We start from the raw sequence: 24,851 nt of genomic DNA on the forward strand, positions 1-24,851 counted from the left end.
GTTCAATACAGAGATCATCTTCTAGAGATAGCCTAACCTTTTTTTAAAATTGTCCTTTACATAGGGTACAGTTTAAACCCAAGTACCTCTTATGTTATATCCACTTGCATATCATTAAACTGAACATTATGGTTTCTTAAAGTATTACACTTACGATGATCGCTGAAAGGATGCTGACAAGAGTCGCACCGTATAGCAGCTTCAAGCCGAAACGAGCCACAACATTTCCCTGTTTTTCATGCAGGCCTTTGACCGCACCAGCAATGATTCCAATAGATGAAAAATTAGCGAATGAAACCAAGAAAACCGAAACGATCCCTATTGTCCTATCGCTCAATGCCGATGATGCATCTCCTAAGCTCAGCATGGCAACGAATTCATTCGTCACTAGCTTCGTCGCCATGATTCCGCCTGCAGTAACGGTTTCTGAAATCGGTACACCCATGATAAAGGCAAACGGTGCAAAGATATACCCCAGGATTTCTTGGAAGCTGATGCCGAGGATCATATCGAATAAGCTGTTGATTCCTGCAATTAATGCCACGAAACCAATTAACATCGCTGCAACAGTGATAGCAACCTTAAATCCATCCATGATATATTCCCCAAGCATTTCGAAGAAAGACTGCTTCTCTGCGCCTACTTCAACTGGGAGAATATCATCTTCATCCGTTACCGTATAAGGGTTAATAATGGATGCAATGATAAATCCACCAAACATGTTAATAACAATAGCCGTCACAACATACTTTGGTTCAATCATGGTCATATAAGCACCGACTATCGACATCGATACGGTTGACATGGCTGACGCACAAAGCGTATACATGCGTGATGGAGGAATGGCACCAAGTTGTTTTTTCAAGGTGATGAAAACCTCGGATTGGCCGACTATTGCTGATGCGACAGCATTGTAAGATTCCAATTTACCCATTCCATTCACCTTACTCAGCAGGAATCCAATCCACTTCATGATGAAGGGAAGGATCTTGAAGTGCTGTAAAATCCCGATTAATGCTGAGATGAATACGATAGGTAGAAGGACATTTAAAAAGAAGGGTGATGCTCCTTCGTTTACAATCCCGCCAAATACAAAGGTGACCCCTTCATTTGCCCATTCCAAAAGTTTTCCGAAACCATTGGCAATCGAATTGATGATCACTAAACCGAACTTCGTATTTAATAATAAATAAGTTAAAATAAGCTGAATGATCACCATCAGTATGATCGGTTTAATTTTAACTTTCTTGCGGTCACTACTCACTAAAATAGCTAGTCCAAAAACAATAAGCAGTCCTAAAATTGCTATCAGAAATTTCATATTCTGCCTCCACTAAGGTGAATTTAATGATCGTGCATTATTAGTAGGGTACCCTCAAAAATTTTATGCAAACGTTTTCTCTTTTATCCAAAATACTTGTACGTACCTCTCTAGAAGTTTATATTAAACTAATATTTTTTCAAGTGCAATTGTTATCTCACTTTTTAAAATAACAATTGATTACAATAATGGGTTTTTCCTGAAATAAAAAGAAGATTCCCTTGAAAAGGAACCTTCTCTTATAGTATCCCATAGCTTGCCTTGAAACATGTTTCTATGAGGATTGCTTTTTAGACTTCAGTTTTTTTGGACATTAAATGATGTATGTGAACGGCAGCGGCAACGAACCCATGAATGGTCAAGCGATTGGATGGCATAATTAACTTTTCTTTTGATTTCTCGGAAAAGTGATTTCAAAACGGGTTCGTTCATTTTGTTCACTAGTAACCTTGATCGTCCCTTGATGTGTGTTAACAATCCATTGGGCAATGGATAGGCCTAAACCGGAGCCTTCATTTGCTGAACGGGATTGCTCCACTTGATAAAAACGGTTAAAAATCAAGGGGATTTCTTCCTGTGGGATGCCTTCTCCATTATCCTCTACAGAAAGAATGATGGATGAAGCATTCTTGATGCAGGAAAGGGAAATCTCCCCGCCTTCCTCCGTGAACTTCATGGCATTATCCACCAAAATCACCAATAGCTGATGAATTCTCTCTTTATCCCCATGAAACACCACCTGTTCGGGGGCATGGCTAATTATTGATTTTTCTTGAAAAGAAGCTATATCAGTATACTGTTCAACTATGTCCATAAGTAAGTCATCAAGGAAAAAGTTCGATTTCTTAACCTCTATTTGATTCGAATCCGTTCTAGTCAAGGTCAAAAGTCCGTTAACAAGTTTATTCAATCGTCGGACTTCTTTCGAAATGATGGATATATCAACGGCTTTTTCCTCGATTGTCGCGTTCGGTGATTGAAATAGCAAATCAGCCCGCGATTGAATGACAGCAAGTGGCGTTCGAATTTCATGCGAAGCATCCGAGACGAACTGCTGCTGCTGATCCCAGGATTTCTTAACTGGTATAAGGGCCCGTCCTGCAAGAAGATAGCCTGCGCCGACCGCCACCAAACTTCCAATTCCCCCACCAACAAACAATATGAGCAGCAAGCGATCGAGCATTTCTTTTTCTGTATCCACATTCCTGATGAATTGTACGGTCATCTCTCCATATTCCGTATTGACCTTGGTGGAAAGCGCACGATACGTCGGTCCATTTACAGATATTTCTTCAATCTCATCAAATCTTTTAGGATAAAATTTCGATTCATTAACCTTAAAGAAATTGTCTTCGCTCAGTCTTGGCTCAATAATCGTATCATCCGGTCCCCAAACGATGACGCTTGGCCCCGGACCTAATAGAAACTCACCTTGCGGACGTCCGCCTGGCATGCCCCCATTATTGAAATCCCTGTGATCCTTTTCAAGTGAATCATTGACATCCCTATAGATCTGATCTTCCGTATAGAAATAAATCGTTCTGCTTAATATGGCTATTAATACAATAAAGACGATAGAATTCAATAATGTTAGTTGAAGCCGTGTTTTTTGGAACATAATGATCCCCTTATGGTTGTTTTAGCATATAACCAATACCCCGAACCGTTTGAATATCCTTATGATAATTGAAAGGTTCCAACTTTTTTCTTAAATGATGGATGTACACTTCAACAATGGCGATCGTCGTATCTGAATCAAATCCCCAAATGCGGTCAAAAATCTGCTCACGGGTCAATATTTTTCCATTATTTTGAATTAGATACTCCAGTAATTCAAACTGCTTCAAGGTCATTTTAATGATCTTTCCATCAACCAAAATATCCTTTTCTTTTTCCAACAGTTCAATTCCAAGGTATTTCACATGCTGCGCAAGCGATATAATGCCACTCCTTCGAAGCAGGGCACGAATCCTGGCCTTAAGTTCCGGTGCCTGAAATGGCTTGACCAAATAATCATCGCCACCCATCTCCAAGCCTCTGACACGGTCCTCAAGCGCATCTTTTGCCGTCAAAAACAAGACGCTTGTATCTATCTTTGCTTCCCTGATTTTCCGTACGATTCCAAATCCATCAATTCCCGGAAGCATTACATCCAAAATGATGATATCGTAGATACTTTGCAGAGCCATGAATAGTCCATCTTCCCCATTTTCCGCTGTATCTACTTCATATTCATCAGTCAGGATTTGCCTGATCGATTCTAATAATGAAACATTATCTTCTACCACCAAAACCTTCATCCAGGGTGCCTCCTAACCATTTCAATTATGATATATGTTGATTTTATCCTTTTTCATAGGCAAAAGAAAGCGGGCTTTTAATCGCCGGCTTTCTCTCAAATTGTATGTTCATTCGTGATGCAGTGCTTGGATTGGATTTAATTTGGATGCCTTATTGGCAGGGAAAACACCAAAGATTATACCGATTAAAATGGAGAATAAGAGGGCGAACAGTGTCACCGACCATGAATAACTAATCGTTAAACTTGAAAAAACTGAAACCGATTTCGCGATCCCCAATCCAATTCCAACTCCCAACAGTCCCCCTAAGCAGCTCAAGACCATCGCTTCAATTAAAAACTGAAGAAGAATGGATTTTCGATTTGCCCCAATTGCCTTTCTAATCCCGATTTCCTTCGTCCTTTCTGAGACGGAGACCAGCATGATATTCATAATTCCAATTCCGCCTACAAGTAACGAAATACTCGCAATACCGCCAAGCATGAGAGTGAACGTATCCGACACAGAGCTCATTGTATCCATCAGATCTTCTTGATTGGACACCGAATAGTTATCACTCTGACCTGGAAATGATGTGATCATCGTACCTTGTACCCGGTACATCGCCCTATCTAAGATATTCTCGTTCTCCGCTTTTAAATATACCGTTCCGATTGTCGTGCTGCCTGTAGCCCGTTCTGCAGCAGTGATCGGTGCAATGATTACATCATCCCCGCTCGATCCCATTGAGGTGCCTGCTGATTTCAAAACACCGATCACTCGATAGGAAACACCTCCGATAAGAACGCTTTGGTCCACCGCTTTTTGATTTTCAAAAAGCGCGTCGGCTGTATCTGACCCCAAGACAACCACCTTAGAGCGTAATTCCGTTTCCATATCCGTCAAAAAACGACCTTGACTAAGCTTTAGATCCCTCACTGTTAAGTAGGATGAAGTTGTACCGACCATTGAGACCTGTGTCGAAGCTTCTCCGTTTTTAGCATAAACGCGTCCGGTGACCACAGGTGCAACTTCCGATATCCCGTCCAGATCTTTAAACTGTTCTATTGTGTCATCCGTCAGCTTCACGGAGTCGGTATCCGTGACACTTACCGTTAACAGGTTCGTTCCCAAGCTATTGATCTCGTCCTGAACGGACTGTGAGGAACCCTGCCCAATCGAAACCAGAACGATTACAGAGGCAACTCCAATAATGATCCCGAGCATGGTTAAAAATGCACGGACTTTATTGGATTTGATACTGCGTATAGCCATCTTCATTGATTCGCCCAGGTTCAATCCAATCACCTCCGTTTTCAAATAGCTGACCATCCTGTATCCGTACGACACGAGTTGCTTCCTTTGCCACTTCCAAGTCATGCGTTATAAGAATGATTGTTTGTCCCTTTTCGTTTAAATCTTTCAGCATTTGCAGCACTTCTTTACTTGTTTTACTATCAAGAGCCCCTGTCGGCTCATCCGCCAATAAAACGGGAGGGTTGCCTGCAAGCGCCCTAGCAATTGCAACCCTTTGCTGCTGCCCACCCGAAAGTTGAGTTGGCAAGTGATTCTTCCGGTCACTCAGGCCCACCATATCAAGGCACGCATTGGCCACTTCTCTTCTTTCCTTCACACTTGACCCTCTATAAACCAGGGGAAGTTCCACATTCTCCAACGCTGTCAGTTTTGCCAACAGATTGAAGTTTTGAAAGATAAATCCTATTTTAATGTTACGAATGGCAGCTAACTCATTATCCTTCATCTTTTCCACTTCTTTTCCATCAAGAAGAAATTCACCTGTATCAGGCTTGTCAAGACAGCCAATCATATTCATGAACGTCGATTTCCCCGATCCAGAAGGTCCGATGATAGAAATGAAATCTCCTTTATTGATTGTAAGGCATACATTTTGAAGTGCCTTAACCGTATCTCCGCCTAATTCATACGATTTAGACATGTCCCTGATTTTTATGATGGGGTTCGCCATATTACTGACCTCCCCCGCCGCTTGGCATTCCGCCACCGTTTGGCATCCCGCCTCCGCTCGGCATTCCGCTGCCACCCTGCATTCGTATTTCGCCATCTTGGCCTCCATTCCTTCCACCTAAGCCGCTGCCTGTCGAATTTTCATTTGAGATGGTTATGGGCAAGGAGACAAACTGGCCCTCTTCAAGACCCGATGTTATTTCGATATACCTATCGTTACTGATCCCAGTTTCAACCGTTGCCTTTGTACTTGTAGCCCCTTCAGCGGAACCGGATTGTTGTATATTCACATATTTCTCTTCACCGTCCTTTTGGACTGCCTCAATCGGAACGTATAAAACATCTTTTACACTATTCGTCACAATGCTCACTTCAGTAGACATCCCAATTTTCAGGTCGCCAGGTTTGTCAATTTTGATAGTGACATCGAATGAAGAAACTCCATTCTCATATGTACCTTCCTTTGCTACACTGGTCACTTCCCCAGTGAACGTTTTATCTTCGAAAGCACTTGCTTTTATTTCAACTGTTTGTCCTTTTTTAACACTTGGAACATCCATTTCATCAACACTGACTGTAGTTTTCAATTTTTTATAATCCGTAACATGTGCCACCACTTCACTGCTTGATACACGATCCCCTTCTTCTACATCCAATTTTGTCACTGTACCATCGAATGGGGCTGTTATCGGGTCACTTCCATCCGAGAAGGTAATAAGTTCATCACCTTTCTCAACCAATTCATTCTTCTCTACAAGGACTTCATCCACTTCACCCGTAACCGAGGAAGTTAGGTCCTTACTATTGGTTGCAGCGACCGATCCTGAACCGCTTATTTTAACTTTAAGATCACCCTTTTCAACTTTAGCAGGCACCGACTTTGCAACAACAGGCTCAGCATTGTCCTTCATGAAAAACCAAACGCATCCCCCAATGACCACCACTAAAATCGCACCTATCATTATCCACTTTTTCATATTTTCCCCTTTCATATTTCCTTCGTTGAAACCAGTATCGTGAAGGAAGCTTAACTTTTCCTTAATGGTCGGATTTGATTTGATGGTCGTACATTTATGTCAGCCTTTACTCTCATTAATAATTACACTATGTCGAACGAAAAAAGGTTTATTTCAAGGTTTTAAATTTACAATATATTCTGAAAAATATATACTGATACTGTTATCAGAAAAATTGGTAATCAAAACCAAAATAATATTCAATGAAGGGGGAACCAACTTGGCATCAAACGATTCAATAGCTAAGAAAACCGAGGTAAGCGCTTCCACGGACTACACCAAGATCGTCCAATCACAATCTTTTCAAGAGCTCCTAAGGAAAAAACGCAATTTCATCGTCCCACTATCCATCTTTTTCATGGTCTTTTATTTCACCTTACCCATACTGACTTCCTATTCTAAAGTTCTTAACTCTTATGCCTTCGGGGCTATCAGTTGGGCCTGGGTTTTTGCCTTCGCTCAATTTATCATGACCTGGACCTTATGCATCCTCTATTCCAAAAAAGCTGCGGCTTTTGACCAATTAGTTGAAAAAATCGTTAAAGAAGCGAAAGGATAAAGGTGAATTTACAATGAATATACTTGCTTTCATATTATTTTTAATCATTGTCGGGCTTACATTAGTCATTACCTATTTTGCTTCACGGCGCACCAAAACGACCGCGGACTTTTATACGGCGGACAGCAGCCTGACTGGCTGGCAGAATGGCTGGGCCATTGCGGGTGATTATATGTCCGCCGCCTCTTTTTTAGGAATAGCTGGGATGGTCGCACTCTCTGGATTTGATGGCTTTTTCTATAGTATAGGTTTTCTGGTTGCTTATCTGGTCGTTCTTTATATCGTGGCCGAACCGCTCCGGAACCTTGGTAAGTATACACTGGCGGACATGATCGCTGCCCGTTTCAATGAAAAGAAAGTACGCGGGGTCGCTGCCCTTAACACCATTTCCATTTCAACCTTTTATATGATTGCCCAACTAGTCGGTGCAGGTGCCCTTATAAAACTCTTACTTGGAATTGATTATCTATACTCCGTCATCATTGTAGGTATTTTAATGACCGTCTACGTCGTATTCGGCGGTATGACGGCCACCAGTTGGGTCCAAATCGTAAAGGCGATTTTATTGATGGCAGGTACATTCATCATCTCTATTATCGTGTTGGCGAAATTCGACTTTAGCGTGATCGAGATGTTCAAGCAAATGAAAACAGCCACCCCTTTAGGCGGCGATTTCCTCAACCCGGGTAACAAATTCAAGGATCCATTGGATACTTTATCCCTTAATTTAGCGCTTGTACTCGGTACTGCTGGACTTCCTCACATTCTCATCCGTTTCTTTACGGTAAAAGACGCCATCACAGCCCGTAAGTCCGTAGTATATGCCACTTGGATCATTGGCATCTTTTATATAATGACCATTTTCCTTGGCTTTGGAGCAGCAGCTTTTGTTGGATACGACAAAATCATAGCCGCGAATGCCGCCGGCAATATGGCTGCCCCGCTGCTTGCCGAAGCCATTGGAGGTGACTTCCTGTTCGCCTTTGTGTCTGCAGTTGCTTTCGCTACCATTTTAGCGGTTGTAGCAGGTCTCGTTTTATCTGCAGCCTCTGCTTTTGCCCATGACTTTTATGGCCACATCATCCGAAAAGGTCAAGCTACTGACAAAGAACAGGTCGTTGCAGCTCGTTGGGCATCGATCGGAGTATCCATCCTCTCCATCATCCTTGCTTTATTTGCCCAAAACATGAATGTCGCATTCCTTGTGTCACTTGCCTTTGCCGTCGCTGCTAGTGCCAATCTGCCAATCATTATCTTCACGGTATTCTGGAAACGTTTTAACACAGCTGGGGCTGTCACGGGTATGATAGTGGGGCTGGTCAGTTCTTTATTACTTGTTTTCCTAAGTCCCAATGTCTGGTCGCCGGTAGAGGGAGCCGCAATATTCGTAGGGGAGCCATTATTCCCACTTGCCAATCCAGGCATAGTCTCCATCCCAATTGGTTTTATCGCAGCCATCGTCGGAACCCTGCTGTCAAGCAAGAAAGCTGATGCCAAAAAGTTCGACGAAATATTGGTTACAGCTAACACTGGAATGAAAGACCCTTTATAAGCTGGCTTCATTATTAAATATTAAAAAGAGAAAGGAGATCAAGGTATTCACCTGTTCTCCTTTCTCTTTTATTTAGGTTGAAAATCTTCAAAATCAGTAAGGAAAGTAAAAGTGGATTCCTTTACAATTCATCTAACTTCTCAATCTTATCTTCCTTCTATTGTATTTCGTTACTAGCTGGTTCATGACTTCTGCAAAGATCAGCCCCATTGCTATCGCACCAGCCAGCATGAAAGCCTTGGCGGCCAATTGAACGGCGACATTAAAATCATTTACGACAAAATGCTTCATCGCATCATATGACAAGCCTCCTGGCACGAGGGGGATGATTCCCGATACATTAAAAATCGTGATCGGGGTTTTATACCTTTTAGCAAAATACTGGCTGATAACCGCAACGATAAATGCAGCCGCTAAAGTTGCCATAATGCTGTTTATCTCATTTTTAACCAAAAAGAAGTATAAGACCCACCCTAACATCCCTACGCAACCACATTGAAACAATGAGTTTTTCGGTACATTGAAGATCACTCCAAAGGCGGCTGAGGCAATGAAACTTGTAATAAGCTGTGCAAACATCATTCTTCCCCCTCTAAAATCATAAGAAAACAAACGCAGCCGATATTCCTGCCCCAATGGCTAATGCAGTCAAACCTGCATCCGCACCCTTGGATAGACCCGAAACTAAATGCCCTGCAATTAAATCCCTGGCTGCATTAGTAATTAACAGCCCTGGTACAAGCGGCATCACCGCTCCAATGATTATCGTGTCCAAATGACTTCCAACCCCAATATGGACAAAGAACATAGCCACTAAACCTACAACTAAAGAAGCTATAAATTCAGCAAAAAAACGAACTTCCAGTAACCAGTGCAAATAAAGCAGGCAAGAGAATCCCATTCCTCCAGCTATACAGGACCAGATGAAATCATTCCACTGTCCTTGGAACATGATTAAAAAACAGCCGCTCGCTATAAATGCAGCAAAAACCTGACCCCACATGGGATACCCCATCCCGGCCTTTTCGATTTCCTTTAACCGTAAATAGGCTTCCTCTGGTGACATTTCCTTGCTGGAAATGCTTCGGGATATACTGTTAACAAGCGTTACCTTATGTAAATCTGTAGATCGTTGGGAAACTCGAATTAATTTGGAGGCTGGGTGCATTCCATCCAGCGAAAAAATAATTCCTGTGGGGGTTGAAAAACTGTGGGAGTCACCGCATCCATACGCTGCAGCAATTCTAACCATCGTATCTTCCACCCTTGATGTTTCCGCTCCGTTCTGAAGCATGATTTTTCCCGCTAGTAAACATACATCTATAATTTCATTGTACGGTAACTGATCTTCCATTTTATCCTCTCCATCACTTTCTGCGTAATAACAGATAAACGATCTTACCAGTTTAAATCCACCTCATAATAGCCCAATTCCTCTGAAAAGGATATAAAAATATTACCTATTTAATTTATCAACACCATCTAATTGCGGTACATACAACCTTAGTACCATTATTCCCTTTATTTCTTGCTGAAACCGCTTGGTTAATAGAAAAATACAATAGTAAGTGAAGTATTTATAATGAAAAATGAATGCAGGCACGAGGCCTGCATCCCTTTATAATATACTGTCATCATCCAATATATCCTGTACCTTTACACTCCTTTTTGTATAAAGCCATCTATGGTTTCATTAAACAAGTCGCTTTCTTCAATGAATGGACAATGGCAACTATCTTCAAAGATTACTAGTTCGGAATTCGGAATGTTTTTATGCAAATGTTCCCCTGCAGCTACCGGGATGACTTTTTCAAGCCTTCCAAAACAGAGAAGTGTGGGAACATTGATTTTTGGCAAGAATTCACGATAGTCGACAATCGATTGATCAAATAGAATGGCACTGGCAATGGATTCTGGCATTTTGGTCACTTCCCCGAGCATCCAGCTTGCATCCGCTACAGATAATTCATTTTTAAACATGGAGGCAAGGAAGCTTTGTAAAAATGGGGAACGGTTCGTTTGAATTTCAGTCATGAAGGTAATCAACGTGTCCATATCAAATGCGCCAATATTAAAGTCGGGCCACTTAAAATCAGAGGCCAATTCATCGACAATCACAGTTGAATGAATATTTCCCTCACCGAATTGCTTGAGATAATCCCAGACGACAAAAGCCCCCATGGACCAGCCTACGAGTATGACATCCTGTAATCCCAGTTTACCAATGAACGCATGAAGATCTTTTGCATAAGCGGAGACTGTATTCCCGTAATGAACATGATTTGACTGGCCATGGCTTCTTAAATCAAGTAAGATCGTTCTATACTTTTCTGAAAAGTACGGAACTTGCCTTCTAAAGAACCGGCTGCTCATCCACACACCATGGATAAAAATAATTGGTCTCCCCTGGCCCTTTTCTTCATAAAACAACCGAACGCCTTCTTCCACCTCAATAAATGCCATTCCATCCCTCCTTCACGATATTTTCAAATCCATTCCCTATTATTTATTGCGTTTCATCTTTTAACATTCCTTCCTATAAAAATATATTGTCAAACATCATCTTAGAGTTGATAATGAAGTATATTTTTATTGTATCTTCATCCTGAAAGGACGGAATTTTTATGAAGAGTTTTATCAAAAACTATCGATCCTCCTTAATACTGCTCACTGCCATTATTATCGGTGGGATAGCGGGCGTCGTTTTCGGTGAGAAAACCTCGGTCATACAGCCGCTAGGGGACTTATTTCTAAATCTTATGTTTACGATCATCGTGCCATTAGTATTTTTCAGCATTGCTTCAGCGATTGCCAATATGAGCGGAATGAAGCGTCTCGGGAAAATCATGGGCAGTATCGTTGTCGTCTTCCTGACAACTGCCGCTTTAGCTGCCGTCATTGGGTTTATTGGGACAACCATCATCAATCCCTTGGAAGGCACTGATACGACAGCCATTAAAGAACTGATGGAAAACAGTTCCTCTGAAGAGCACATCGAGAAAGTTTCTTTCTTCAGTCAACTGGTCAACACAGTAACCGTATCTGATTTCCCTGAACTGTTATCCAGAAGCAATATGCTTCAGCTTATCGTTTTCTCAGTATTAATCGGACTTTCCACTGCATTGGTCGGTGAGAAGGCAAAACCGATTACTGAGTTTTTGACAGCGGGTACAGCTGTCATGATGAAAGTCGTAAAAATCGTCATGTACTATGCTCCAATTGGACTTGGTGCTTATTTTGCTGCGATCATCGGGCAGCTTGGGCCGCAGATTTTAGAAGGCTATGCCCGCACTTTCATTCTTTATCTAGTTTTAGCTTTGATCTATTATTTTGGCTTCTTCACTTTGTATGCCTTTATCGCAGGTGGGAAAGATGGAGTTAACCTATTTTGGAAAAATGCCCTGGCACCTTCCATTACAGCCATCGCAACTTGTTCCAGTGCCGCGTCCATTCCAGTCAATCTGGAATCGGTCAAGAAAATGGGCGTGCCAAGGGATATAGCGGAGACTGTCATCCCACTCGGAGCCAACACTCATAAAGATGGCTCTGTATTCGGAGGGGTATTGAAAATCGTTTTCCTATTCAGCTTATTTGGAAAGGATATGACAAGCATTTCAAGCATTTTAAGTATACTTGCTGTTGCCTTTTTGGTTGGAGCCGTTATGGGCGCCATTCCTGGGGGCGGCATGATTGGGGAAATGCTGATTCTTAGTGTATTCGGCTTTCCTGTTGAAGTTCTGCCGATCATTGCGGTTATATCCACGATTATCGATGCTCCTGCTACACTGCTTAACTCAACAGGAAACACGGTTTGTGCCATGCTTGTCACGCGGCTTGTTGAAGGGAAAAACTGGTTAAAACGAGCATTCGTTAAAGAAAATTCGGCGGTATGATTCTAAGATATAAGAACTGACTCCTGGTTAACCAAGAGTCAGTTTTTTCATTTTCACGAATTTCCTTCAAACCTTTTTTAATTGACAAGGGGTTCCTTACCCTCACATAGAATTAAAGATTGAAGGAGAGAATTAAATGTTAATGAAATGCTTACCTGCTGCCATCCTTTTCACGGGACTATTATATATTTATTTGATACCGGAAGAGCCTTTATCCATAAAAATCATCTTCAAGATCGTTCCCATGTTATTGATTTTACTCTATGCCGGCGCAACAGGACGAAGGCAGGATCGATACAAATCCTTAATACTCCTTGGTTTATTCTGTTGCATGCTTGGAGATGGATTGTTAATCTGGTTCGTCATCGGGCTTTCCGCCTTCTTGATCGGCCACCTTTTCTATATTTCCGGTTTCTTTAAACTATGGACCTTTTCATGGCTTCGATTCGCGACGATTTTCCCAATTTGTGTTTACTCCACTTGGATTGGTCGTGAAATTGTACTTTCTTTAATTGAAAAAGGTGAAAATAGCCTCATCATCCCTGTAATCTGTTATGTAACGGTCATCTCCCTCATGGGCTGGGCGGCATTTATGACCGGAAATGCCGCGGCAATCATCGGCGGGGTCCTGTTCGTGATCTCGGACTCCATTTTATCTTGGAACAAATTTATCGATGATGTTGCCTTTTCTGGTCCGTTGATCATGCTCACCTACTATGCAGCTCAGTTTTTCATGGCTTACAGCATTCGTATGAAGCCTTCTTTCCATTTATCGAAAGGGTTGAAAAGTGAAGGGTCTATCCAGTGAATCCGAATATCCGTTCGTTCCACATGAAACATTCTCATGAAAAAAGGCATTCACAGCTCTAATGGAACTGTGGACGCCTTTCCTTATCCTTTAATTTTTTTAATGAAGACTACTTTTAAATAATTTCCTTCCTTATATTCCGTACTTGTTTTAAAATCAGCCGGCAATGAGAATTCTTCCATGAGCTCATATTTCCCATTCATCTCCCTGAAGGCAACATCAATGAAGCTCTTGAATTTCTTCATGTCAAACGTACTGCAATTAGTTGATGCGATAATGATGCCATTGTCTTCCGTAATGGAAATGGTATCCTTCAATAGATTCGTATAGTCTTTTCCGGCGCTGAAAGTAAACTTCTTTGACTTGGCAAAGCTGGGTGGATCGAGGATGACCATTTCAAATTTCAAAGCCTTCTTCACTGCATATTTAAAATACTTAAATACGTCCATCACCACGATATTTTGAGCTTCAGGATCTATTCCATTCACACTGAACTGCTCGATCGTCTTTGGTAAACTGCGATTCGCCAGGTCGACACTAGTTGTTTTAACGGCACCGCCTAAAGCGGCAAACACGGAAAATGCCCCAGTGTAGGAGAACATATTCAACACCGTTTTCCCTTTTGCGTATTCATCCCGGATTTTCCTTCTGACATCGCGTTGATCAAGGAAGACGCCGACCATTGCCCCATCATTCAGATAGACAGCGAAATGAACTCCATTCTCTTTTACAAGAAGCGGAAATGCCGGCTGTTCACCCATGACAAAATCGTCTTCTTCTACATATTGCCCCTTCGTATCAAATCGTTTCTTCTGATAAAGCGACTTTACCTCGACCGTATTCTGCAGTGCCTTAATGATATAGTCTTTAAATGAATAAATCCCTTTGCTGTACCAGCTAATGACATAGTGACCATCATAATGATCGATGATTAAACCGCCAATTCCATCACCTTCCCCATTAAACAAGCGGAACGCTGTAGTCTCCGTATCTTCAAAAAAAGACTTTCGGAATTCATATGCCGCTCGGATTTTGCCATTAAAAAAGGTTTGATCAATTTTTTCATTTTCTCTTCGGGTCAATACCCAGCCATAGCCTTTGTTTTGTTTACCATAATAACCTTTTGCTAGAAAACGGTTATTCTCATCCACCAAACGCACTAAAGATCCCTCTTCCTGAAGGTCATTATGGTTGGCTATCGACTCTTTAACAATCAAGGGAAAGCCCTTGCCGATTTTACTTACGAACTTAGCTTTCACTTTTATATCTATTTCTTTTCCCATATATATCATCCTATCTTTGCAATTGCTTTCTTCCCCATTTTACCCTAATCCCTTTATAAATAAAAACGAGCCTGGTTCCGTCACAAGGCCCGTTTCTCCAAAATCTTTGATTATGATACTTCTAAATGAAGATCTCCCGGTTTTACTTTACCCATCATCTTCAATACTCGATGTAAGGCAAGGGTGATCACAGCTGGCAAGACCATGCCCACTGCCACATAAACCAGGAACGTGTACAACCCTTGACCCGTAATGATAGCAATCGGGGCAATCAATGAACTTAAGCCCATCCCCCCAAGCTCATACGGTACTTGGAAATCGAATGCCAACGTAGCGATAGGAGCACAAATGATTGCCGCTACAAATGGCGGGACGACATATAATGGTTTTTTGATTAAGTTAGGAAATTGAACTTTCGGCGTAACCACCATCTGTGCAAGGAATCCACCCATATCATTATCTTTATAAGACATGACAGTGAATCCAACAAACTGAACGGTACATCCGATTAAAGCAGCCGCGCTTGAAACAGGATCTAACTGTAGGGCAATAGCAAGAGCAGCGGAAGAAGCCGGTGTCATCAATAAAATGCTCCATACCAATGCAATGACCATGGAACCAATTAATGGAGAACCTTCAACCTGAGCTGTAATTTGACTGCTTAACCATGTCAGGAACGGTGTCGTAACAAGTGCTAGACCATATCCAGAAACCCCACCGACAAGAACAGCAGCCAATGGGATGGCCATGATATCCAACTTTGTTTTGCCTATTAGGCGCTTACCTACATAAGTTGCAATTAAGGCTGCCAGAACGGCACTTAGTGGCTGACCCGTAACAATCGTGAAGGCACCCTCAGCAGTTCTGTTGATGGCAGCACCGCCAACTGCACTTGAGGCCATGGCGCTAAAGATAATTAATGAATTACCTCCAAGCTGATAGGCGATACCTGCTCCTAAAGCTGGGGCTAGCAAGACCTTTGCGGCACCCCCTATTGCCAGGAGGACCTCCCAATCTAAATATCCCCCTATCGATTCAAACAATAACCCGATTCCTAATGTTACCAAAACTGCGTTGGCTATCCCTGTTGAAGCCTTGTACATTCGATCGCTGATGTATTCTTTCCTGCTCACTTTATCTCCACTCTTTATAAATTATCAGAATATTCAACTTAACAAAAAACCCTATTATTTGGAAGGGTACACCAGTTGATTTTACTTTAGTGTCTTGTTACTAAGTTCACAAGCAAGGCTCAAACAATTCCACAAAATTAATCCCACTAACATAATAAGAGAATAATAATATGAAGTAATTCATATTATTAAATACTCATCTATTTCGCTGCTCCCTATAATGTCTGTTCGTATAATAACATGAATTTTCTGATAATGTAAGAAGTATTTTTATTCTAATAAAATAAACACGCTTACAAAAAGGGGTATGTATCACATTTATATACAGTCAGGTCCAATATTGTATTATTTTAATATAAATTAATCCTTTTATTACTAAAACACTCTAAAATATCTGGTTTTAAGCCGGAATAGCTTATACATTATTCCAATATAGGTTTTTAGCATTTACAAATACAAATTATTCCTCTTTTTACAAAAAAGAGAATCCATTTAAATTGGATTCGCCTCTATACTATGGTATAAATGTGGTCTTTCATAAAGAATCCCCTCACACCTAGCTTTTAGCTTCTCTTCTATTGAAAACCTTCCAAAGTTGCAAAAGTGTCTCTCAGGAATCGATAAAATAGTTTCTCCGTTGGCATTAACTCCCTTTCAGTTGGAATAATAACACCTACAGCCCTAGTTACGGATGGTTCATCCAACGGCAGTCTAACTGTAAAACGAGGCAAACTGTCAATCAGAGAGATTTCTGGTATTAAGGTTACGCCAAGTCCTGCTGCCACTAGACCTTTAATAGCATCAGTATCTTTTCCTTCAAATGCAACTTCTGGCTCGAAACCGTGCAGTTTACATGCCTTCATAACAATATCACGTAAAACATACCCCTTAGGATATACGATGAACGGATTTCCTTGAAGTTCATTTAAGTTTAATGACTTCTTCAAGGCCAAAGGATGACTTTCTGACAAAAGAGCAACTAAGTTCTCAATAAATAGAGTTTCTCCGTGAATTTTCTTTTCGTTCGCCGGTAGAGGTCCAATTAAGGCCATGTTAATATTTCCTTTTATAACAGAATCGATCAGGTAACGATATGAGCCTTGTTTCAAAGTGAACTTCGCTTGCGGGTAAATCTCTCTGAAATCAGAAATAACCTTTGGCAATATATAAGAAGCTAAACTACTTGGAAAGCCAATACGAATTGTCCCTTTTTCCGGATTTAAGCTCTCAGCAAGCTCACGCTTTGAACGATCAATTATATCCATAGCTTGTTCCATATTCGCTAAAAATGTATGTCCTATAGGTGTCAGCTTAATCTTCCGGCCTTCGCGGATAAATAAAGGCACACCTAATTCCTCTTCTAAATTATAAATTTGACGACTTACTGCAGACTGGGCAACATGCAAAGCCACTGCTGCTTCCGTCATATGTTCACGCTTTGCGACTTCAATGAAATATTCGATTTGTCTTAATTCCAATGTAAGCTCCTTCTTTCATATCAAAACGGCATGTTATTTATCTAATATTCAGATTGTTTCTTTCAAATTTGAATTATATCATTAAAGTATCACATAAAAACGTATATATATATTCAAATATATTCTCATGTTACCAAAAAAGGGGAGAAAAGGTAATGACAACATCACATGAAGTTGAGCAAGAGGAAATACAGGTCGCCAAAGAGTTTGTAAGTCAAGTATACGCACAGGTAAAGGAGCGTAATCCTCACGAGAATGAATTCCATCAAGCCGTAAAAGAAATATTCCTTTCATTAGTACCAGTATTTTCAAAACACCCTATTTATATGAAAAGTGGGATTTTAGAAAGACTCGTTGAGCCAGAAAGAATGATTACCTTTCGTGTCTCTTGGGTTGATGACTTAGGAAATGTACAAGTCAACCGTGGTTTCCGCGTGCAATTCAACAGTGCCATTGGGCCATTTAAAGGCGGTCTACGTTTTCACCCGACAGTAAACTCCAGTATTATCAAGTTCCTCGGTTTCGAGCAAATCTTTAAAAATTCTCTTACAGGACAGCCAATTGGCGGTGGAAAAGGCGGATCTGACTTCGATCCAAAAGGAAAATCAGACGCTGAAATCATGCGTTTTTGCCAAAGCTTCATGTCAGAACTGGCTCGCTATATCGGTCCGGATACAGACGTACCGGCAGGGGATATCGGAGTAGGGGCTAGAGAAATCGGTTATCTATTCGGTCAGTATAAAAAGATTCAAGGCAGCTACCATGCAGGTATTTTAACTGGTAAAGGCATAAGTTACGGCGGAAGCTTAGCCCGTACAGAAGCGACTGGATACGGAACAGTTTACTTTGTCGAAGAAATGCTAAAAGACAAAGGTTTACAATTTAATGGCAGCACAGTTGTTATTTCCGGATCAGGCAATGTATCCATTTATGCCATTGAAAAAGCTACACAGCTGGGTGCTAAAGTTGTTGCATGTAGCGACTCTAATGGCTATATATATGACAAAAATGGTCTGAACCTAGATACAGTTAAACGTTTAAAAGAAATAGAAAGAAAGCGTTTGAGCGAGTATGTCGATGCTCACCCCGAAGCTGAGTACAATGAAGGAAGCTATGGAATTTGGTCTGTACCATGCGATATCGCCCTTCCTTGTGCAACACAAAATGAAATTGATGAAGAAGCAGCAAAAGTGCTTGTTAAAAACAACGTGAAAGCAATCGGCGAAGGTGCTAACATGCCATCAACTCTTGAGGCTATTGACGTATTCCTTAATAATGGTATCCTATTCGGACCAGCCAAAGCCGCCAACGCAGGTGGTGTTGCCGTTTCTGCACTTGAAATGGCCCAAAACAGTGCTAGAATGCCTTGGACATTTGAAGAAGTCGATACGAAACTACACGGTATCATGAAAAATATTTATAAAAACAGTGTAGAAGCAGCAGAAGCATATGGTGAACCTGGCAACTTAGTTGTCGGAGCCAATATTGCGGGATTCCTTAAAGTAGCAGATGCTATGCTGACTCAAGGCATACTCTAATAATAAGTTAAAAATAGGAGGCGGTCCCAACATGGGCCGTCTTATTTTTGGTAAAAGAGTGATTACAGCTTTTTACAGGTATCCTTATAGGAGTGAATGTTAAATTATGTAGCATGATTTCATGGGCTAGATTGATATTCTGCTTATTCAACTGGTTAATATGATTTTTACATTGTTAGCCCACCACATTGGCATAAACTAAATTAATGCCAATAAATGAACCATTGATCTACAAAAAGAGGAGTGTCGGAAAAATTCCGACACTCTCACTGATTGCAAAACTATTATTCTTTAGTAACTAATTTCAATGGAACAGATATTTTTTCGTCTACCTTTTCACCTTTTAAGATTTTTTCAGCCGCATTAACCGCTTCTTCACCGATAAGTGCCGGTTGTTGGGCGATTGTAGCTTTTAGTTCACCGTTTTCAACTGCTTTCAATGCATCATCATTTCCGTCAAAACCAACCACAATGATGTCTTTTCCTGCTGCCTTGATTGCTTCAATTGCTCCTAGTGCCATTTCATCATTATGGGCGAATACCGCTTGGATGTCTTTATTGCCTTGCAGAATATTTTCCATGACGTTAAGCCCCTTTGTCCGGTCGAATTCCGCCGTTTGGCTTGTCAGGACATCTAACTGCTTGTCCGCAATATTGTGGAAACCTTTCCCGCGTTCACGAGTTGCGGATGCTCCGGATACTCCTTCAAGCTCCACTACTTTCGCTTTATCGCCAAGCTCTTTAACTAGATATTCTGCAGCCATTTCCCCGCCAGCCACATTATCGGAAGCGATGAACGTTTCAATATCGCCTTCGTCTGAAGAGCGGTCAATCGTGATAACGGGAATGCCTGCATCATTAGCATCTTTAACGGCTGAAGATATTGCCGCAGAGTCAGTTGGATTCACAAGAAGGACATCAACCTTTTGAAGGATTAAATCTTCAATTCCGCTGATTTGTTTTGCCGTATCATCCTGGGCGTCAACAACTGTGACTTTCATGCCCTTTTCTTTTGCCTCTTTTTCAATGCCATCTTTTAAGGAAACGAAGAATGGGTTGTTTAAAGTAGAAATGCTGACCCCGACTTTCACATCTTTCATGGAGTCTTTCTTTTCTTTTTTATCATCTGTTAAACCAGAGTCCATTGAACAGGCAGCCAAGACCATTAAAGAAAGAACCATGATGATCGATACTATTTTTTTCATTGATTACACCTCTTCTTATGATTTTTTACGGTCAAGTAAGACCGCGATTAATATAACTGCACCTTTTACCACTTGCTGGTAGAAGGAGGATACACCAAGTAAATTCATGCCGTTATTCAAGGTACCGATGATCAGGACACCCACCAAGGTACCGAACAACCGCCCTTTACCGCCTGAAAGGCTCGTTCCGCCTAGCACCACGGCTGCAATGGCATCCATTTCATAGGATTGGCCTGCAGTCGGCTGTGCCGAATTCAGACGGGATGTTAAAATGGCACCAGCGATTGCCGCCATCGTACCGGCCAGCCCATAAATGGCCACCTTGACTCGGTCAACTTTAATCCCCGAAATACGGGAAGCCTTTTCATTTCCGCCAATGGCATATGTTTTACGTCCAAATGATGTTTTATGAAGCAGGAACCATAGGATCATGAAAGCGATAATCATCACAACGGCCGGTACCGGCAGTCCGAGGAAGTAACCTCTCCCAAGCATCTGGAACATAACGGAATCGCCAATTCCAGTAATCGGCTTTCCATCCGTATACACAAGCGTTAATCCCCGGAAAATTGTCATGGTGGCCAGTGTCACGATGAAAGGGGCCATTTTTCCCTTTGAAACGAGAATCCCATTGATTACCCCCATTATTGCACCTAGGAGAATCCCTACTAATATAGCTAAAATCGGATCTAATCCCGAGACCATCATACCAGCCATAAGTGCGCTGGATAGAGCTAAAATGGAACCGACGGACAAGTCGATGCCACCTGTCAATATGATAAAGGTCATCCCAAACGCAATAAGTGCATTGATGGAGGTTTGACGCAATAAATTCAAAATATTATTCGGTTCCATGAATGATGGATTTAAAACGGTTATTACGATAAATAATAGAATCAAGGCGAGTAACGGACCAAATTTCTGCCAAATCCCGCTTTTCCCTGTAGCCTCAAGTTTCATCCTAGTTCCCTCCTGTCGCCAATGCCATAATTTTTTCTTGCGTCGCTTCCTGCTTTATCAATTCCCCAGAAATTTTACCTTCGTGAACCACAAGGATTCTATCACTCATTCCAACAATTTCCGGAAGTTCGGACGAAACCATGATGATGGCGATGCCTCGCTCCGTCAATTCATTCATCAATTCATAAATCTCACGTTTTGCACCAACATCTATGCCTCGGGTCGGCTCATCCATAATTAAAACTTTAGGGGACGTGCCGATCCATTTGGCGATTACCACCTTCTGTTGATTACCTCCGGATAGGTTGCCGATGACCGTTTCAGCAGAAGATGTCTTCACGTGAAGGCGCTTAATCATCATTTCGGCAAAGTTCATCTCATCTTCCGTTTTCACGATACCGCTAGGAGCAAAACTCTTGAGATTCGGCAAGCCGATATTTTCCCTTACAGAAAAGTCCAGGATCAATCCCTCTTCTTTACGATTTTCCGTAATGAAAGCCAGGCCGTGTCGAACTGCATCCGTTGGTTTTCGTATGGAAACTTTCTTGCCTTCAATGGTGATTTCACCGCTGTCTATTTGGTCGACACCAAAAAGTGCGCGCATTATTTCCGTTCTGCCTGCTCCCATCAATCCGGCTACACCGACAATCTCACCTTGCCGAACCGCGAAATGGATATCTTCAAAAAGCCCCTTTCTGGTTAAACCTTTCACATCAAGGACTATGTCGCCAGCATTCGCTTCACGATGAGGAAAACGGTCCTCCAGCTCCCGCCCGACCATTTTCTGAACGACTTCATCGAAATTTGTTTCTGCAATTCTTTTCGTATCGACTGTCTTTCCGTCACGCATTACGGTGATCCTGTCACAAATGGCGAATATTTCTTCCATTCGGTGAGAAATATAAACAAGCGATACACCCTTTTTGGTAAGCCCCTTCATCACTTCAAAGAGCTTCTCTATTTCCCTATCAGTTAAAGCGGCTGTGGGCTCGTCCATGATGATGACTTCGGCATCCGTCATGAGCGCCTTGGCAATTTCAATCATTTGCTGTTCACCGACAGAACAGAATCCGGCTTCCTTATCAAAAGGAAGGGAAATATTAAGTGTTTTAAAAATCTCCTTTGCACGCGCTTTCATTTGTTTCGTCTTCAGGACACCGAAGGCATTCACCATTTCCCTGCCGATAAATAGATTCTCCAGCACGGTCATTTCGGGCCAAATATTCAATTCTTGACGGATAAAGGCCATTCCCCCCTCCTCCGCTTCCTTTGAATCCTTGAAGGAGGTTTCTTTACCGTTAATCTCGATCGTTCCTTGATCTTGTTTATGCAGCCCGGTCAAAATGTTCATCAAGGTTGATTTCCCTGCTCCATTTTCCCCCATTAGTGCATGTACTTCCCCAGCCTCTAAAGAAAAATGAACACCTTCCAATACCTTGTTTTGACCAAATGCTTTATAAATATTGTGCATTTCGATTTGCATGCTCATCATCTCATTTCTTTAAAAGAATACTCCAGACTGCAATATGCAATTTGAATATGGCGTCGTCTCCCCGGTCCGGATAATGGCTTTCGCGTTACTTGTCAGCCTTTTAAAATCCTCATGGGAAACATATTCAATCTCTGCTCCGAATTGCTGCTCCATGTATTGATGCTGTTCCGGGTTTTTAACCTTCACTTCTTTGGCAGCGATAACTTTTTCAACAATCATATCTTCGTGAACCGCCCGGACGACATCTTGAAATGATGGCGTCCCAGGCGTCAATGCTAAATCTATCTTGCAAACTCCGGGCGGCACCGGCAGCCCGGCATCACCTACGACAATATAATCGGTATGACCAAGGTCAACCAGGACCTTTGCTATTGAACTATTGATGATTCCTTGACGTTTCATGCTTCAAAGCCCCGCTCGACCTCTACCCTTTGCGGCATGCCGCCTTGAGCACCTAATTTCGTCACGGAAATGGAAGCTGCCCGGTTCGCGAACAACAAACTTTCGTCAAAACTTTTTCCTTCTGCAACAGCCACCGCAAAGGCTGCATTGAATGTATCCCCTGCACCTGTTGTATCCACCGCTTCCACTTCAAAGCTTGGAACAACCTTTTCTTCATGTCCATCAAAGTAACGGACGCCATTTTTCCCTTCGGTAATGAATAATTTATTTGGATACTCAGTCAAGACTTCCGTTCTATCTCTCCCATCGAATAGTATCTCGAATTCATGTTCATTCGGAGTAAGGAATGATGCCTGTTGAATGACAGCCTCGCTTAACTTGCGGGCGGGAGCTGGGTTCAATAGTAATCTCTTTTGAAGCATGTTGCACAAGTCAGCCAGATACTCCACAGTTTCCTCGGGTATTTCCTGCTGAACCAACACGATATCCGATTCCTCTATCACCTTTTTCGCCTTTTCTACATATTCAGGAGTAATGAAATCATTCGCACCTTTTACGACAATAATGCTGTTATCACCTTCCGAAAGGGTAATATGTGCTGTCCCTGAAGCAGAACCTGTAACCGGTTCCACATACTCTGTGTTTACATGATTTTTTTTCAGGTTTTCTAATATGATCTCTCCATAGACATCATCACCTACACATCCAACCATCGATACTTGTGCACCAAGACGGGCCGCTGCCACAGCCTGATTGGCTCCTTTCCCTCCAGGAACCGTTATAAAAGACTCTCCTAAAACCGTTTCCCCGGCCATTGGCCGCTTTGCTGATGTCACCACTAAGTCCATTGAGGAACTTCCCACTACTGTAATTCTAATCATGTCTTCTCCGCCTTCCTTCTCGTTGTTTGTCTCTCCACAAAAGAAACAGGGAGCTTTTTGTGCGTTACTTCCAATTTTTCCTGATTGATCCTTTTAATGAGCATTTCCGCCGCTTGTGCCCCCATCTCATAGGCTGGCTGCCTTATTGTCGATAATGGTGGGTGCAATAACGATGTAAAAGCGATATCATCATAGCCGATCAATTGTATGTCTTCCGGAATCCGTATTCCCCGTTTTAAAATCTCCTGAAGTGCGGCAGCTGCAACGATATCATTACAAGCTATGATTCCATCCGTTTCCGGATATTGCTCGAACAGCTGTCCCACACAAATTTGGCCGCCCTGAAGGGTCAGAGTTGAATCCATGACTTGCACGTTCACTTCCGCTTGTTCCAATTCCTCCAATGCAGCCTTATATCGTTCATATACAGGCTTTATTTCGACTGGCCCCCTAATGAGGACAATATTCGTACTGCCTCTATCCAGCAATACGCGTGCTGCCAGCTTACCGCCTGTCTTTTGATCGGAATAAACGGCTGGTAATTTCTCTGCTGTACGGTCGAGAAGGACTACTGGAATATCCAGGTTATCGAAGTTTTCATTTGCTTCTTCACTAGTGGAAGCAATCATGCCCACTACATTATTCTGTAGAAAAGTGTCAATATATTCTATTTCTTTATCTCTCTTTTCATCGCTATTTCCAAAGATTAATCGATATCCAAATTGCTGCAGATAATCCTCGACACCTCTTGCCATTTCTGGAAAGAAGGGATTCGTAATGTCCGGCAAGATTAAACCAATCAATTTGGATTTACGTTTGTAGAGGGATCTTGCCACTTCATTCGGTTTATAGTTTAACTTTTCAACAGCTGCCATGACCACCTTTTTTGTGTCCTCATGTGCATAACCACTGCCATTCATCACTCTAGAAACCGTAGCAACAGAAACCCCAGCTTCCTTTGCAACATCCCGAATAGTTGCCAATATATCCACCTCAATACTCTTATGTAACCGTTTACACAATAGCTTATCACCAATTTATATGAACGGCAAGTCCTATTCCAAA

Annotated in this window: 23 protein-coding genes; 5 read left to right on the forward strand and 18 right to left on the reverse strand. The window is 41.9% G+C overall.

Annotated elements, in window-relative coordinates; translation table 11 throughout:
• Window positions 1–136 precede the first annotated feature (136 nt).
• From ACFX4L_RS13480 to ACFX4L_RS13505, 6 genes are all read right to left on the reverse strand, one after another.
• A complete protein-coding gene (locus ACFX4L_RS13480) occupies window positions 137–1,321 on the reverse strand; it encodes a NupC/NupG family nucleoside CNT transporter (RefSeq protein ID WP_089363735.1) in 1,185 nt (394 codons plus the stop codon).
• 379 nt (window positions 1,322–1,700) lie between these two features.
• Window positions 1,701–2,939, reverse strand: a complete 1,239-nt coding sequence (locus tag ACFX4L_RS13485; RefSeq protein WP_125159947.1) for a sensor histidine kinase — start codon at window positions 2,937–2,939, stop codon at window positions 1,701–1,703.
• Between the two features lie 10 nt (window positions 2,940–2,949).
• Window positions 2,950–3,621: a response regulator transcription factor gene (locus ACFX4L_RS13490; protein ID WP_377405391.1), complete on the reverse strand. Its 672-nt coding sequence runs from the start codon at window positions 3,619–3,621 to the stop codon at window positions 2,950–2,952.
• Between the two features lie 108 nt (window positions 3,622–3,729).
• Window positions 3,730–4,920 (reverse strand): ABC transporter permease, encoded by a 1,191-nt coding sequence (locus ACFX4L_RS13495; protein WP_377405393.1) that lies wholly within the window; start codon window positions 4,918–4,920, stop codon window positions 3,730–3,732.
• Window positions 4,847–5,587: an ABC transporter ATP-binding protein gene (locus tag ACFX4L_RS13500; protein WP_377405395.1), complete on the reverse strand. Its 741-nt coding sequence runs from the start codon at window positions 5,585–5,587 to the stop codon at window positions 4,847–4,849. Before ACFX4L_RS13500 ends, ACFX4L_RS13495 begins: the two co-directional genes overlap by 74 nt.
• A gap of 1 nt (window position 5,588) precedes the next feature.
• Window positions 5,589–6,563 (reverse strand): efflux RND transporter periplasmic adaptor subunit, encoded by a 975-nt coding sequence (locus ACFX4L_RS13505; protein WP_377405397.1) that lies wholly within the window; start codon window positions 6,561–6,563, stop codon window positions 5,589–5,591.
• Window positions 6,564–6,822: 259 nt separating this feature from the next.
• On the opposite strand from ACFX4L_RS13505, the gene ACFX4L_RS13510 reads away from it, so the two are divergent.
• Both ACFX4L_RS13510 and ACFX4L_RS13515 read left to right on the forward strand, forming a co-directional pair.
• Window positions 6,823–7,161, forward strand: a complete 339-nt coding sequence (locus ACFX4L_RS13510; protein ID WP_284469133.1) for a DUF485 domain-containing protein — start codon at window positions 6,823–6,825, stop codon at window positions 7,159–7,161.
• 13 nt (window positions 7,162–7,174) lie between these two features.
• Complete coding sequence (locus tag ACFX4L_RS13515; RefSeq protein WP_061465877.1) at window positions 7,175–8,713, forward strand: solute symporter family protein; 1,539 nt, start codon at window positions 7,175–7,177, stop codon at window positions 8,711–8,713.
• A 132-nt stretch (window positions 8,714–8,845) separates the two neighbouring features.
• On the opposite strand, the gene ACFX4L_RS13520 is transcribed toward ACFX4L_RS13515, so the two are convergent.
• The 3 genes from ACFX4L_RS13520 to ACFX4L_RS13530 form a co-directional block, all read right to left on the reverse strand.
• A complete protein-coding gene (locus ACFX4L_RS13520) occupies window positions 8,846–9,295 on the reverse strand; it encodes a threonine/serine exporter family protein (RefSeq protein WP_176431972.1) in 450 nt (149 codons plus the stop codon).
• A 16-nt stretch (window positions 9,296–9,311) separates the two neighbouring features.
• A complete protein-coding gene (locus ACFX4L_RS13525) occupies window positions 9,312–10,067 on the reverse strand; it encodes a threonine/serine exporter family protein (RefSeq protein ID WP_061465879.1) in 756 nt (251 codons plus the stop codon).
• Between the two features lie 302 nt (window positions 10,068–10,369).
• Window positions 10,370–11,176 (reverse strand): alpha/beta fold hydrolase, encoded by an 807-nt coding sequence (locus tag ACFX4L_RS13530; protein WP_377405399.1) that lies wholly within the window; start codon window positions 11,174–11,176, stop codon window positions 10,370–10,372.
• A 161-nt stretch (window positions 11,177–11,337) separates the two neighbouring features.
• Between ACFX4L_RS13530 and ACFX4L_RS13535 the strand changes: the two genes are divergently transcribed.
• Together ACFX4L_RS13535 and ACFX4L_RS13540 are read left to right on the forward strand one after the other, a co-directional pair.
• Window positions 11,338–12,606: a dicarboxylate/amino acid:cation symporter gene (locus tag ACFX4L_RS13535; RefSeq protein WP_377405401.1), complete on the forward strand. Its 1,269-nt coding sequence runs from the start codon at window positions 11,338–11,340 to the stop codon at window positions 12,604–12,606.
• 136 nt (window positions 12,607–12,742) lie between these two features.
• Window positions 12,743–13,414, forward strand: a complete 672-nt coding sequence (locus tag ACFX4L_RS13540; RefSeq protein ID WP_377405403.1) for a lysoplasmalogenase — start codon at window positions 12,743–12,745, stop codon at window positions 13,412–13,414.
• A gap of 83 nt (window positions 13,415–13,497) precedes the next feature.
• Here the strand turns inward: ACFX4L_RS13540 and ACFX4L_RS13545 are convergent, their stop codons facing one another.
• From ACFX4L_RS13545 to gltC, 3 genes are all read right to left on the reverse strand, one after another.
• The gene (locus tag ACFX4L_RS13545; protein ID WP_089363727.1) at window positions 13,498–14,697 is read right to left on the reverse strand and encodes a class I SAM-dependent rRNA methyltransferase; all 1,200 of its coding nucleotides are present in this window, start codon (window positions 14,695–14,697) and stop codon (window positions 13,498–13,500) included.
• Between the two features lie 110 nt (window positions 14,698–14,807).
• Window positions 14,808–15,800 (reverse strand): PTS sugar transporter subunit IIC, encoded by a 993-nt coding sequence (locus tag ACFX4L_RS13550; protein ID WP_089363738.1) that lies wholly within the window; start codon window positions 15,798–15,800, stop codon window positions 14,808–14,810.
• 605 nt (window positions 15,801–16,405) lie between these two features.
• Window positions 16,406–17,308 (reverse strand): glutamate biosynthesis transcriptional regulator GltC, encoded by a 903-nt coding sequence (gltC, locus tag ACFX4L_RS13555; RefSeq protein ID WP_061465884.1) that lies wholly within the window; start codon window positions 17,306–17,308, stop codon window positions 16,406–16,408.
• Window positions 17,309–17,463: 155 nt separating this feature from the next.
• On the opposite strand from gltC, the gene gdhA reads away from it, so the two are divergent.
• Window positions 17,464–18,846 (forward strand): NADP-specific glutamate dehydrogenase, encoded by a 1,383-nt coding sequence (gdhA, locus tag ACFX4L_RS13560; protein WP_284469129.1) that lies wholly within the window; start codon window positions 17,464–17,466, stop codon window positions 18,844–18,846.
• Window positions 18,847–19,130: 284 nt separating this feature from the next.
• On the opposite strand, the gene rbsB is transcribed toward gdhA, so the two are convergent.
• From rbsB to ACFX4L_RS13590, 6 genes are read right to left on the reverse strand one after another with little or no spacing between them, the layout of a single operon-like run.
• The gene (gene rbsB / locus ACFX4L_RS13565) at window positions 19,131–20,051 is read right to left on the reverse strand and encodes a ribose ABC transporter substrate-binding protein RbsB (RefSeq protein ID WP_377405405.1); all 921 of its coding nucleotides are present in this window, start codon (window positions 20,049–20,051) and stop codon (window positions 19,131–19,133) included.
• Between the two features lie 15 nt (window positions 20,052–20,066).
• The gene (locus ACFX4L_RS13570; RefSeq protein ID WP_377382782.1) at window positions 20,067–21,011 is read right to left on the reverse strand and encodes an ABC transporter permease; all 945 of its coding nucleotides are present in this window, start codon (window positions 21,009–21,011) and stop codon (window positions 20,067–20,069) included.
• A gap of 1 nt (window position 21,012) precedes the next feature.
• Complete coding sequence (locus tag ACFX4L_RS13575) at window positions 21,013–22,494, reverse strand: sugar ABC transporter ATP-binding protein (RefSeq protein WP_377382784.1); 1,482 nt, start codon at window positions 22,492–22,494, stop codon at window positions 21,013–21,015.
• A gap of 18 nt (window positions 22,495–22,512) precedes the next feature.
• Entirely contained in the window at window positions 22,513–22,905 is a 393-nt protein-coding gene (gene rbsD / locus ACFX4L_RS13580; RefSeq protein WP_377405407.1) for a D-ribose pyranase, read from the reverse strand.
• Window positions 22,902–23,786, reverse strand: a complete 885-nt coding sequence (rbsK, locus tag ACFX4L_RS13585) for a ribokinase (RefSeq protein WP_377382787.1) — start codon at window positions 23,784–23,786, stop codon at window positions 22,902–22,904. The genes rbsD and rbsK overlap by 4 nt, the downstream gene beginning before the upstream one ends.
• Window positions 23,783–24,769, reverse strand: a complete 987-nt coding sequence (locus tag ACFX4L_RS13590; protein ID WP_089363720.1) for a LacI family DNA-binding transcriptional regulator — start codon at window positions 24,767–24,769, stop codon at window positions 23,783–23,785. Before ACFX4L_RS13590 ends, rbsK begins: the two co-directional genes overlap by 4 nt.
• Window positions 24,770–24,851 lie beyond the last annotated feature (82 nt).

The organism is Peribacillus sp. YIM B13482 (assembly GCF_042787975.1).
Lineage (GTDB): Bacteria > Bacillota > Bacilli > Bacillales > DSM-1321 > Peribacillus > Peribacillus simplex_A.